This window comes from Thiocystis violacea (assembly GCF_016583565.1).
GTDB lineage: Bacteria > Pseudomonadota > Gammaproteobacteria > Chromatiales > Chromatiaceae > Thiorhodococcus > Thiorhodococcus violaceus_A.
On sequence record NZ_NRRF01000048.1, the window covers coordinates 25,111 to 37,729 of the forward strand.

General features: G+C 66.7%; 7 protein-coding genes. 1 reads left to right on the plus strand and 6 read right to left on the minus strand.

The features are described 5' to 3' along the window. Positions 1-3: 3 nt before the first annotated feature. From CKO23_RS17225 to CKO23_RS17240, 4 genes are all read right to left on the minus strand, one after another. The gene (locus CKO23_RS17225; RefSeq protein WP_200333058.1) at positions 4-2,409 is read right to left on the minus strand and encodes an ATP-binding protein; all 2,406 of its coding nucleotides are present in this window, start codon (positions 2,407-2,409) and stop codon (positions 4-6) included. Positions 2,410-2,432: 23 nt separating this feature from the next. Next, a complete protein-coding gene (locus CKO23_RS17230) occupies positions 2,433-2,996 on the minus strand; it encodes a YfiR family protein (RefSeq protein WP_200333059.1) in 564 nt (187 codons plus the stop codon). 25 nt (positions 2,997-3,021) lie between these two features. Next, positions 3,022-5,013 carry a TonB-dependent receptor plug domain-containing protein gene (locus CKO23_RS17235; protein WP_200333060.1) on the minus strand — a complete coding sequence of 664 codons (1,992 nt, stop codon included), beginning with the start codon at positions 5,011-5,013 and terminating at the stop codon, positions 3,022-3,024. Between the two features lie 89 nt (positions 5,014-5,102). Beyond that, a complete protein-coding gene (locus CKO23_RS17240) occupies positions 5,103-7,151 on the minus strand; it encodes a TonB-dependent receptor plug domain-containing protein (protein ID WP_242482516.1) in 2,049 nt (682 codons plus the stop codon). A gap of 455 nt (positions 7,152-7,606) precedes the next feature. On the opposite strand from CKO23_RS17240, the gene CKO23_RS17245 reads away from it, so the two are divergent. Next, the gene (locus CKO23_RS17245) at positions 7,607-10,117 is read left to right on the plus strand and encodes a ferredoxin (RefSeq protein WP_207168592.1); all 2,511 of its coding nucleotides are present in this window, start codon (positions 7,607-7,609) and stop codon (positions 10,115-10,117) included. Positions 10,118-10,335: 218 nt separating this feature from the next. Here the strand turns inward: CKO23_RS17245 and CKO23_RS17250 are convergent, their stop codons facing one another. Both CKO23_RS17250 and corA read right to left on the minus strand, forming a co-directional pair. Continuing rightward, positions 10,336-11,331 (minus strand): acyltransferase family protein, encoded by a 996-nt coding sequence (locus CKO23_RS17250; protein WP_200333062.1) that lies wholly within the window; start codon positions 11,329-11,331, stop codon positions 10,336-10,338. An 88-nt stretch (positions 11,332-11,419) separates the two neighbouring features. Then, positions 11,420-12,619 (minus strand): magnesium/cobalt transporter CorA (gene corA / locus CKO23_RS17255; protein ID WP_200333063.1); only part of this gene is annotated, 1,200 nt, incomplete at its 5' end.

Genomic DNA, 12,619 nt, shown 5'->3' on the forward strand with positions numbered 1-12,619 from the left:
CCCTCACGCCGATTGCGCCAGCCGGGTGAGCTCGGCGGAGACGGCCGCGAGCTGGCTCTCGACCTGGGCGAGCACGGCTCGGCTCTCGTCCAGGCGGCCCTCTCGGCCGTGGTTCTCGAGGATCTGGCAGGTGGTGGACAGGGTGCGTGCTCCCAGGTTTGCGCTACTGGACTTGAGTGTATGGGCGGCGAGACGCACCGCGTCCCCTTGATGATCCGCCACGCCCTTGCGCAGCTGCTCCAGCAAGCCCGAGGCGCTCTCCAGATAGAGCGCGATCACCTTCTTCAATGGGTCCGGGCGTCCCGGCTGCCCCAGGCGTCGAATGGCCGCGATGACGGCGGGATCGAGCAGCTCGCCTTCGGTCGCGGCCGTGACCTGTGGATCCTGTGTGTCACGCGCCTCTTCGGCGTGCGCGTCGCCCGCGCGGAGATAGGGCGCGATGCGCTCGAACAGCTGACGCTGTTTGAAGGGCTTGCTGAGATAGCCGTCCATGCCGGCCTCGGCGCATCGCTCCTGCACGCCTTTCTCGACATTGGCCGTCAGCGCGATGATCGGCAGGGGTGTCGCCCGGCCTTGCTCGGAGGCGTGCCGGCGGATCTCGCGGGTCGCGGTGAAGCCATCCATCACCGGCATGTGGCAGTCCATCAGGATGAGATCGTAGTCACCTGCCAGGAAGGCGTCGAGCGCTTCCTGCCCATTGCTCGCGATTCTGACCGCCAAGCCCAGATCCTCCAGCATCAGCGAGGCCATCTCCTGGTTCACAGGATTGTCCTCCACCAGCAGGAGACGCCCGTGCAAGCGCGCGGCGGTCTTGCCTGTGGACGCCGATCGGCGGGCCGCGTCACGCTCGGACGCGCTGGCGTGGCTGTCCTCGGCGCTGATGCGCGCGAGCGCCGAGACCGGCGCGAGCTGCGCCTCCAAGGTGAAACACGACCCCTGTCCGGGTGCGCTGTCGACGCGGATGTCGCCCTCCATGAGCCGGGCGAGCTGACGGCAGATGGCCAGCCCCAGGCCGGTGCCGCCGTATTTGCGCGTCGTCGAGCCGTCGCCCTGGGAGAACGGCTCGAAGATGCTGTCCTGCAGTGCCGCATCGATGCCGGGGCCGCTATCCCTGACCTTGATCCGCAGTCTGAGCGCATCGGCGCTGGTCTCGTGGCAGCTCATGCACAGGCGGATCTCGCCCTCATCGGTGAACTTGATGGCATTGCCGACCAGGTTGATCAGGATCTGGCGCAGCCGGGCCGCGTCTCCATTGACCCTGGCGGGCAGGTCGGGCGCGAGCTGGGCGCTCAGGAGAAGCCCCTTGGCGCTCGCGGCCTCGTCGAACATCTGGGTGGTGTCATCGAGCAGCTCTCGGGGATCGAAGTCCTGCCGATCCAGGCTCAGCTTGCCGGCCTCGATCTTGGAGAAATCGAGGATGTCGTTGATGATGGCCAGCAGGGCGTCACCCGAGCGTTGGATGGTCTCCGCGAAACGCCGCTGGCGCTCATCCAGTCCCGTCTTCACCAGCAGCTCGGCCATCCCCAGGATACCGTTCATGGGGGTGCGGATCTCGTGGCTCATGGTGGCCAGGAAGTCGCTCTTGGCGCGGCTGGCCGCCTCCGCGCGGTCGCGCGCCTCGGCCAGCGCCGCGACCGTGTGCTCCAGCTCCCGGGTGCGGTCGGCCACCTGGCGCTCCAGATCGTCGTTGTAGCCTTCCAGGACGCTGTCGCGCTGCTGGATCTGGTCCAGCATCCCGTTGAAGCCCCGGACCAAGGCGCCGATCTCGTCGTCGCGGTGGTCGCTGACCCGGATGTCGTAGCGTTTCTCCCGGGAGACGCTGTCCATGGCCGCCGTCAGGGAGAGGATCGGGCGTGAGATCAGGCGCTGTAGCCAATGCGCCAGGACCATCGCCGTGCCGACCGCCACCGCGAAGATGGCCAGGCTCATCCAGAAGGTGCGGTTCAGCGCGGCACGGACCTGCCCGAGGCCCTCCACGACACGGACATGACCGATGGTCTCGCCATCCACCTCGACGGTGCGGACGACCTCCATCTGCCCGCCTTGGGTGGCGACCCCATCACTGGCTTGGATCGTGTTCGGTGAGTCCGATGGCGGCGCGTCGTCCGGATAGGCCAGAAAGAGGTCGCCCTGCGCGCCATAGACATAGGCCCCGACCAGTTGAGGGCGGCCGGCGAGCGCGGCCAGGGTCCGGTGTGCCGCCTCGGTATCGTTGAAGGCCAGGGCGGCGGCGACGTTGTAGGCGACCATGTCGGACAGCGCCTGGAGTTCGCTGAGCGCCGTGCGCTGGAGGTTTTGCCGCTCATTGAGCATGTGGACCAGGCTGGAGAGCCCCAGCACGATGGTCGCCACCGCCAGCATCAGCAGCATCAGCTTGTAGCGAATGGAGAGCCGTCCGAGCCAGGTCATGTTGAGCCGCCCCCTGTGTTTCATTACTGCACCCGCGTTGCCAGTTTGAGCAACTGGGAGCTGAGGCTGAGGCCAGCGGCCTCGGCGCTACCGCGATTGATCTCGAAGCGCAGCCGGTTGTCCTCTTTGACGAACCCGATCATACCGCCAGCGGCGGCGAAACCGGGGATCTCGCTCACCGTGAGTGCCGGGCGATTGGCCAGGGTGCGCAGCAGCGGGTTGAGGTAGGGCGACTCGGAGGCGCTGACGTAGACGATGTGGCAGCGCGTCAGCGCATCGCCGCGCGAGAGCCGATCGATCCGGATGCGATGTCCCTGCGCGAGCTTCCCATCGAGGGCGCCGATGCTCTCGCCCGCGGGTGTGCGCCCGTAGACGCAGAGGACCAGCGGCGCGGCGGGATCGCGCATGGCGCTGGATGGCCAATGGACGAACTTGCTGAAGTTGTAGAGATAGGCCGCCGCCAGCTCGTTCTCCTCCGCGCCGCCGAGGGCCAGGGCCGAGGCCACCCCGAGCACGCAGCCGAGCAGCAGGCGCGGGATGAGCGCGCGCGGGCGTCTGGGTCTGGTCGGGAATGATTCCGGAAGCATGGGATTCGCCGAATGCGGGCCGCGTCTAGAAGTCCAGGCGGACGGTGGCGTAGAGGCCGCGCTGGACCTCCAGCGGGACCGCGCCATAGGCGTCCTGGTAGCCTTCCTGGTGCGATTCGCTCAGGAGATTTTGGCCGACGAGCGCCAGCTCGAGATCCGCACGCGGGCGCCACGCCAGGCGCAGGTCGAGCGTCCAGTAGGCGGGTATCGGCTGGGCGTTCTGGACGAACACGGGGTAGGTCTGATCGACATACCTGATCCAGAGATCAAGGTCGATGTCGGGGCGCGGATTCATCAGCGAGCGCAGCGAGACCTGCTGGCGGGGATCGGTGCGCGCAAGGGTCTCGTTGCTGATGTCCAAGGAGTCGCTGCTCGCCGTCAGATCCAGCTCCAGATAGCTGTAGGCTAGTGCTAGGCGCCAATTGTCCCGTACCTGCAGATCGGCCGCCAGCTCCAGGCCATAGCCATGACCGCTGGCCAGATTCTTGAACGGCAGGTCGAGCACCAGGTAGCGTCCGGAGTCCGCGACTCTCAGGGTGTCCCCGACGGTCGTGGTCCAAAGCTCGTCGTAGTCGTTGTAAAAGACGGCCAGATCCAGATTCAGCCGCTTGGTCGGCGAGGTCCGCAGGCCCAGCTCGTAGGCGATCAGCGACTCCGATCCATAGCCCGAGTTGCCGGCGGTCCGGGCGAGGACGACCTGCGGGTAGGGCGCCGGCAAGCCCGTCGCCTCAGCATTCGTCGAGACGCTGGCGCTGCGCTCCGCCTGCGAGGGTGTGCGCACGGCGCGCGAGACCGAACCCCAAAGCGTGCTCTGCTCGGAGGCCTTCCACAAGAGCCTGATGTTCGGTTGGATCTCCAAGCCCGTGTAGTCGTTGTGTTCGATCTTGGTGCCCAGGGTGAGACGCAGCCGGTCGCGCAGCAGCTCAATCTCGTCCTGGACGAAGCCGCTCCAAAGATTCCGGTTCTCTGCAGCCGATGTGATGCGGAGGATCTCTGTGTCTTCGAGGCGGTCGTCGGTGTTGCGGTAGCCCAGGCCCCAGACGATGTCGTGTCGTTCGGCGGCCTTGAAGCGATGCTGGAAATCCAGGTCTAGGATGTCGTAACGCTGGTCGAGATAGGCCTCTTCACGCTCGGCGTGATCATAGTAGAGCTGCAGCGAGACATCCGAGGACACGGAGAGCGCCCGCTCCCAGCGCCCAAGCAGGTTCCATCCCTCGGCGTTGATATGGTCATCGATCGCATCGCTGAAGGTCGGCACCGCGAGCGGGTCGGGCACTTCCAGCTGCTGGCGCAGGTTGCTGCGGTAGAGGTCGCCCTCAAGGGTGACGCGGTCGCCCGAGCCCAGGGTCGAATCGACGCGAAAGCCGCCCTGCCCGATGTCCCATTCATCGCGCCCGTCATCGCCCAGGCTGGTGATGAGCGCATCGCGCGCGTTGTACTTGGCGTAGACCCTGGCGAAGGTGCCGGGTGCCGGCTCTGCGCCATAGCGCAGGGCGCCGATGGCACGCTCCTCGTTGCCACCGCCGGCAATCAGCAGTCCGCCCTGAGTCGCTGCGGCTGAGCGGGTGATGATGTTGATGACGCCGTTGACGGCGTTCGCGCCCCAGAGCGTCGCCCCGGGACCGCGAATCACCTCGATGCGATCGATGTCGGCGAGCATCACGTCTTGATTTTCCCAATAGACGCCCGAGAAGCTCGGCGTATAGACGGTCCGCCCGTCGATCAGGACCAGCAGCTTGTTGGCGAACCTGTTGCTAAAACCGCGCGCGGAGATCGCCCATTTGTTGGCGTCGATGCGCTTGACCTCGAGCCCGGGCGCCATGCGCAGGGCCTCGGGGACGGAGGTCGCGCCGCTGCGGCGGATGTCGTCGTTGCTGATGACGAAGATCGCGGCGGCGGCGTCGCTCAGGGACTGGGTCTTCTTGCCCACGGAGGTGACCTCGACGGCGAGTAGCTCTTCCATGCTGAGTTCGGTGAGATCCGCGCTCAGCGCCGGCGTTGCGGCGAGCAGCAGCATCCCCCACAACAGACCGACCAGATGGCTTGTGCTTCTGCTTATGAGGTTCTCCACTCTGGATGCCGGCGAGGTGCTCATCGGGGCGCTGTTTAGAAGTCGAGACGCAGGGTGGCGTAAAGGCCACGCTGGACCTCCAGTGGGACCGTTGCAAAGGCGTCCTGGTAGCCTTCCTGGTGCGACTCGCTCAGGAGGTTCTGCCCGACCAGCGCCAGCTCGAGATCCGCGCGCGGGCGCCACGCCAGGCGCAGGTCGAGTGTCCAATAGGCGGGGATGGGCTCATTGCTATAGGCGCCGATGTCGAAGGCGGGGAAGGTCCGATCGACGTATTTTAGCCACAGGTCGACGTCGATGTTCGGACGCGGATTCATGAGCGAGCGCAGCGAGAGCTCCTGGCGCGGGTCGGTGCGTGATTGGGTCTCGTTGCTGCTGTCCAGGGTATCGGCACTCGCCGTCAGGTCCAGGTCGAGATAACTGTAGGCGAGCGCCAGGCGCCACCCCTCGCGCACCTGTAGATCGGCCGCCAGCTCCAGGCCGTAGCCGTGACCACTGGCCTGGTTCGCGAAGGGAAGCTCGAGCACCAAAACGCCGTCCTCGTTCGGCGACGCCTGATCGCTGCTGGTCCCGGAGGTCCGCAATTGGTCATAGTCGTTGTAGAAGAGCGAGAGGTCCAGGCTCAGGCGTCGCGTCGGTGTGGTCCGCAGGCCCAGCTCATAGGCGATCAGGGTCTCGGACGCGTAGCCCGTGTCGCCCACGCTCTGGAGCAGTAGGGATTGCGGGTAGGGTGCTGGCAGTCCGGTGTCGGCGACGCGCGTGGAGACGGTTGCGCTGCGTTCTGCCCGCGAGGGGGTGCGCACCGCGCGCGAGATGGCGCTCCACAGGGTGCTCTGCTCGGATACTTTCCAAAGCAGGCGCACGTTCGGCTGGATCTCCAGGCCCGTGTAGTCGTTGTGTTCGATCTTGGTGCCCAGGGTGAGACGCAGCCGGTCGCGCAGCAGCTCGATTTCGTCCTGGACGAAGCCGCTCCAGAGATCGCGGTTCTCGGAGTCCGGTGTGAGGGTCACTAGATCGGTGTCGTTGAAGTGGTCGGCGATGTTGCGGTAGCCCAGGCCCCAGACGATGTCGTGCCGCTCGCCGGCCTTGGCACGCTGCTGGAGGTCCAGGTCCAGGACGTCCGCGCGCTGCGCGACATAGTATTCCTCGCGCTCGGCGTGATCATAGTAGAGCTGCAGCGAGACATCCGAGGACACGGAGAGCGCCCGCTCCCAGCGCCCAAGCAGGTTCCAGCCCTCGGCGTTGATATGGTCATCGATCGCATCGCTGAAGGTCGGCACCGCGAGCGGGTCGGGCACTTCCAGCTGCTGGCGCAGGTTGCTGCGGTAGAGGTCGCCCTCAAGGGTGACGCGGTCGCCCGAGCCCAGGGTCGAATCGACGCGAAAGCCGCCCTGCCCGATGTCCCATTCATCGCGCCCGTCATCGCCCAGGCTGGTGATGAGCGCATCGCGCGCGTTGTACTTGGCGTAGACCCTGGCGAAGGTGCCGGGTGCCGGCTCTGCGCCATAGCGCAGGGCGCCGATGGCACGCTCCTCGTTGCCACCGCCGGCAATCAGCAGTCCGCCCTGAGTCGCTGCGGCTGAGCGGGTGATGATGTTGATGACGCCGTTGACGGCGTTCGCGCCCCAGAGCGTCGCCCCGGGACCGCGAATCACCTCGATGCGATCGATGTCGGCGAGCATCACGTCTTGATTTTCCCAATAGACGCCCGAGAAGCTCGGCGTATAAACGGTCCGCCCGTCGATCAGGACCAGCAGCTTGTTGGCGAAGCGTCCGCTGAAGCCGCGCGCCGAGATCGCCCACTTGTTGGCGTCGAGCCGCTTGACCTCGAGCCCGGGCGCCATGCGCAGGGCCTCGGGGACGGAGGTCGCGCCGCTGCGGCGGATGTCGTCGTTGCTGATGACGAAGATCGCGGCGGCGGCGTCGCTCAGGGACTGGGTCTTCTTGCCCACGGAGGTGACCTCGACGGCGAGTAGCTCTTCCATGCTGAGTTCGGTGAGATCCGCGCTCAGCGCCGGCGTTGCGGCGAGCAGGAACATCCCCCCCATCAGCCCGGCCATGACGTTGGCCCTAATCTGTGTGTGCATGTCGTGTCTCGTTCACGCTTGACTCGATGGGGGTCCTCGTCTGGTGCACAGCTCGACGACCCGCGGTAAAGCCGTGGGTCCAGGTGACAGGGCCAGCTCGGTCGGTGTGCGGCGGCCCTCGTGTATCGGCCGGCGAGCACAAAGGATGATAGCGAAGGCCGTCAAGTCGGCGGTGTGACTTTACGCACGTATCGGCGACGCGAGCACGGCAGATGCGCTGATCGCCGCCAGCATTCGCCAAGCGCCGCCGCGTTGCTTGGCTTTGGTGGATTCACAATCGGCGCTGAATGGCCAGTCGTTGTAACCTAGTGCGCTGAGCACGCATGGCGGCAGCTCGGGCGGTTTCGCGCCGTTCCCGGACGCCAGGCGATTGCGCAACCGTCTGAAAGAAGGCTCGGACGATTGAGTAGCCTTCCTTGAGTGCCGCTCTTGCGGCTTCGTGAAGCGCCATGGCCATGAATCCAATCGAAACCAGCCGATCTCAGTTTCCAGAGTCCGCGCGCGAGCGGATCCCCGCCCTGCCGGTCGCCGTCAAGGACGCCAAGGCGACCCGTGAGCTGATGTTCAGGCTGCGCCATTGCCACCTGGGGGATCCGGCGGCGCGCGCGGCACTGGAGCCGCTCGGCGACGACTGGCTGCCAGCCCTCCTGGATCCCTTTCGGGACGCCAATCGTCTGCGTTACGACTACCCCCTCTTTCTGTTCCCGCCCGCCGAGGGGGATGGCGCCCAGCCGGCCGCCGATTTGGCGCGGAGCCTGGCGGGGTGGCTGGTCGAGAGGGTCCAGGGCTTTGCGCCGGAGGCTCAATCGGCGCGGATCCTGAAAGACCACATCCCCTGGCTGGAGGATCACCTGCGCGCGGCCCTGCGCGAGCACGAGGGGCCAGTGCCGGCCGTGCCTGTGCTGGCGGCGGCCGGATTGGCCTTGCAGCAGCATCTGGGGCTCGATCAAACGCATCGCGCCTCGCTCGCAAGGGACCTGGAGCGGCTGCAGGCGGCGGCCGGCGACGGCGAGGTGATGGGCTACGGACGCTACCCGGCGCTCCATCTGCTGATCCATGCCATCCGCAGCCGCGTGGTGCCGCGCCGCACGCGGTTCGAGGCCCGCATCGCGCGCTGTGTGCGTGGGCTGAAGTCGCTGTTCGAGGTGGAGTGGGGCAAGTCGACCGAGTCCATCGAGCCGCGCCGCGCGCGCGACAGCGTCGGTCCGGGCGGCGATCGCTTCGACCCCGATGCCCTGTCCGAGGTCATGGATCACTCGCGCGGCACCCGCAAGATGTCCGACGAGCGCCGCGCACGCATCGAGCAGGCCCTGGGCGTGCTCAAGCGCTGGCGCCCGGACCCGGTTCTGGTGCGCTTCGTCCATCTCGGCGCCATCACGGAAGACTGGATGACGGCGAGCGACGACGTCAGACACCTGGTGGACGCCGATCCCTGCGGGCGCGCCACGGCGCTCTTCGACGAGGAGGCCGAGAAGCTCGCCCAGGTCTTTGCCGCCGTGCGCATCGCCGAGCTCGAGATCGGCGCCATCTACGACCCCAATCTGCACGATCCTTGGTTCGCGAGCTTCAGCTGGGAGGCGTTCTCCCATGAAGAGCTGCTGCTGGTGCCCTGCATCATCGCCCTGGAAGACGCCAGCCGGGTGGCGGGCGAGGGTCTGCGGTCGCTCTCGCGCCTGCTCAGCTCCGGGCGGCCGGCGCAGATCCTGGTTCGCATCCAGCCGAGCAACAATCCCGGCGCCCTGGCGGACGAGAATCCCTTCCAGTCCTATCGCACCGAACTCGGCTATCTCGGCATCGCGCACCGTCAGGCCGTGGTCAATCAATCCTCGGCGGCGCGCCATCAGAACCTGCTGCAGGGCTATCTGGAGGCGCTGGACGCGACCCAGACCAGCCTGCACCTGATCAACACGGGCATGCGCCCGCCCAGCAGTCTGCTGTCGCTCAATGCCTGGCTGGTCGCGGGCGCTGGGATCGAGGGACGCGCGCACCCCTTCTTTCGCGTCAATCCGGCGGCGGGGGACTTCGCCGCGAGCCGGGTCGCCTTCGATGGCAACCCGCAGGACGCGCGCGATTGGCCGGTGCACCCCTTCAGCTACCGTGACGAGAACGGCGTCGAGTCGACCCTGGATCTGGCCTTCACCTTCGCCGACTACGCCATGCTGATCGTCCGTCTGCGGGAGCACTTCCGGGTCATTCCGCCCGGCTGCGACTCGGATGCGCTCATGCCGCTGGCCGACTATCTCTCGCTGCCGCTGGACGAGGCCAATCAACGCCTGCCCTACCTCTGGGCGGTCGACGGCAACGCCATCCTGCATCGCGTGCTGGTCTCGCGCCAGCTCATCCTGGCCTGCCGGGATCGGCTCAACTTCTGGCACTCGCTGCAAGAGCTGGCCGGCGTCAGGAACCGCTACGTCGAGCTGGCGATCGCGCGCACGCAGCTGGAGGAGCGTGAGCGCGCCGCCGAGGAGCGCGCGCGGTTGGAGGCCGCGCATGCCGCCGAGGTCGAGCGGGTGCGCGAGGGCGCCGCCGGGGAGACGATGCAGCGCCTGACGGATACGCTGATGGGGCTCGACTTCACGGCCGCTGTCGGGCGCCTGCCGTCGGGGCGCAACCCGGAGCGCGCCTTGGCCGGAGAGGGCGTCGACGCCAGCGCAATCGCACAGGAGGCGGCGCCCGCGCTTGAGCCACCCGCGCCCGAGGCGGCGCCCGACCTCGGATTCGACGAGCCCTGGATCGACACCCCGCTCTGCACCAGCTGTAACGACTGTCTGCGCATCAATCCGCAGCTCTTCCTCTACAACGAGGACAAGCAGGCCCTGCTCGGCGACGTCGACAAAGGCACCTACGCGCAGTTGGTCGAGGCCGCCGAGATCTGTCCGGCCAAGTGCATCCATCCGGGCAAGCCCTGGAACCCGGACGAACCTGGACTGGATGCCTTGCTGGAACGGGCTGCGGTTTTCGCCTGAGACGGTGGCTCAGCGCCTGGATCGATCCAATCAAGGATCGGTAGGATGGGCAACGTCCGCGCTCTGAGATCGAGCCCAGCCTCGACGCCGGACGGACGTGCCCATCTTGCAAGCTGGATCGACCCGATCAAGGGCCGCAAGCCGCCGAAGTCACGAAGCTGGAGCTTCGTGACTAGAAAGGCGGGAAACAATTGATGGACACTTCCTTGGCGAACGACTCAGTGGCGTTTGCCGCCCCAGTTCTCGATGAGTCCGTCGTAGGCGCGCTGCATCCCGACGGCGAGCAGGATGGTGGCGGGGAGCACCAGGAGCAGCAGATAGGCGACCTGGCTCCAGCCGTCCGCTGGGAAATAGGCGGCGATCGCCGCCTTGAAGGTCAGGCGGTGCAGGAGATAGAGCCCGAAGCTGGCATAGGCGAGCAAGCGGATGCTTGGGCCATGCAGTCGGCTGGCGACGGGCTCGGAGAACACCATCATGGTCGCCGCGCTCACGAGTGCCAGTGGCATGAGTATCAGCGTCCCGGCGACCGACCATTCGTTGCCGATCCGGCTCAGCGGGAGCATGAGCGCCAGCGCGATCAGCAACGGCCAGCGATAGCGCTCGGCCAGCCGACCCAACTCGGCACGCGCTTGATAGAGGATGCCGAGCACGAAGACCGGCAGGTAGAGCAGGATGCGCAGGTCGATGTGTTTGACCCAGGTGTGCTGGGCGACGAGCGCCGCCATCAGCAGCCCGCCGATTCCGAGGACGAGCGCAAGACGGTCTGAGGTGCGAATCAGCAGGGGCGCGATGAGGTAGAAGGCCATGATCATGGTGATGAACCAGAGCGTCGGCATCGCCGGGGGGCTGAGCATGGAGATCAGCAAGGCGCCATGCGTCACCTGCCGGGCGCTGGCGATGCCGAAGACGCCGAACAGGATGAGCGTCACGAGATAGAGCGGATAGATGCGCAGCAGTCGCCGCCGGTAGAACGAGCGCAGATGCTGCCAGTCCAGGCTGAGCCGATGACGTGCGAGCAGGAAGCCGGAGCAGAAGACGAAGGTGGATAGCGCGATGTACTTGAACCCCTCGGTGAGCCAATTGGCATAGCCGGGCAGGGCGGTCGTGTAGGGGATGAGGTGCCAATAGCCGACGACGTAGAGGATGCAGGCCGCGCGCAGGAAATCGATGCCGAGTCGGCGGCCTTGCTGTGCGGGTGGGGCGGTGCTGGTCATGGTGAGCGGGTCTCGATGCGTGGGCGCGATCAGTGCGCGGAATCCGCCCTGGGTCTGTCGACGTCAGCGGCAGGTTTCGGCCAGGCTTCTACAGCCAGCCGCCGCGTTTGAAACGCCAGAGCATCAGGCCGGCGATGACGAGGCAGACGAGCCAGAACAGCGGATAGGCCGGTGGCCAATGGGTCTCCGGCATTTCGAGGTTCATGCCGTAGACCCCGGCGAGAAAGGTCAGGGGGATGAAGATGGTCCCGATGACCGTGAGGACCTTCATGATGTCGTTGGTGCGGTTGGACACGACCGAGATGTATGTCTCGGTCACGGCGCTGGCGATCTCGCGATAGGTCTCGACCAGGTCGATGATCTGGGCGCAGTGGTCGTGGACGTCGCGGAAGTAGGTCTGAGCGATGTCCGACAGGCATTCATGGTGGTCGCGCTGCAGCTGGGCGACCAGCTCGCGCATCGGCCAGGCGGTGCGCCGGATCATGACCAGATCCCGTTTGATCTCGTGCAGGGCGTGCAGGTTCTCGCGCTCGGGCCGCCCGAGCACTTCTTCCTCCGCGTTTTCCAGGCGTTGCGAACAGGCGTCGAGGACCGGGAAGGTGCGATCGACCATGGCGTCCATGAGCGCATAGAGCAGGAAGCTGGCGTCGTTCTGGCGCACCCGTGAGCCTGGGCTCAGGATGCGGTGTCGGATCTCCTCGATGGCGACGCAGGCCGAGTGCTCGAAGCTCAGCAAGGTGGCGCGTCCGAGAAAGAACGCGATCGGCTCGGCGGCGATCTGCCCGTTGACCAGCCGCACGGCCTGCGCCATCACGAAGAGGCGTCCGGGCAGATCGCCGGTCCCCGGATAGTCTTCCAGCTTCGGGCGATGCTCCTTGTCGAGGACGTCCTCGATCGCCAGGGGGTGGAGCTGGTATTTCTCGGCGAAGGCGCGGATGACCGTGTGGTCCTGCAAGCCTTCGAGATGGATCCAGCGCACCTTGCTCCAGGCCGGCCGGTGGGCGCCGAGAAAGGCCGCCATGTCCTGGATCTCGCGGATCTGGACCTGCGCGGGGCTGAAGTCGGTGCAAATGACGCGGGTTGGGCTGTCCGTGGCGGTGCGCACCAGCTCGTGATACTCGATGCCGCCCGGTGCCCCCGGCCTGGAGCGCTTGGCGCGGGGCAGCCGCCCCTTGGCGCGTCGATGCCGGTTCGACCGCTTCTGTGCTGGCCGGGCAGGCGCCTGCGTCTTTTGGGCCGCGGGTGGCGGATCCGGTGCCTCGGTCGGTGAGTGCGTGCGGGAGGGCGG

What these genes read in the sequence shown, in the direction of transcription:
- CKO23_RS17225 (WP_200333058.1), bottom strand. Translation starts at nt 2,409, where the DNA reads ATGACCTGGCTCGGACGGCTCTCCATTCGCTACAAGCTGATGCTGCTG.
- CKO23_RS17230 (WP_200333059.1), bottom strand. Translation starts at nt 2,996, where the DNA reads ATGCTTCCGGAATCATTCCCGACCAGACCCAGACGCCCGCGCGCGCTC.
- CKO23_RS17235 (WP_200333060.1), bottom strand. Translation starts at nt 5,013, where the DNA reads ATGCTGCTGCTCGCCGCAACGCCGGCGCTGAGCGCGGATCTCACCGAA.
- CKO23_RS17240 (WP_242482516.1), bottom strand. Translation starts at nt 7,151, where the DNA reads ATGCACACACAGATTAGGGCCAACGTCATGGCCGGGCTGATGGGGGGG.
- CKO23_RS17245 (WP_207168592.1), top strand. Translation starts at nt 7,607, where the DNA reads ATGAATCCAATCGAAACCAGCCGATCTCAGTTTCCAGAGTCCGCGCGC.
- CKO23_RS17250 (WP_200333062.1), bottom strand. Translation starts at nt 11,331, where the DNA reads ATGACCAGCACCGCCCCACCCGCACAGCAAGGCCGCCGACTCGGCATC.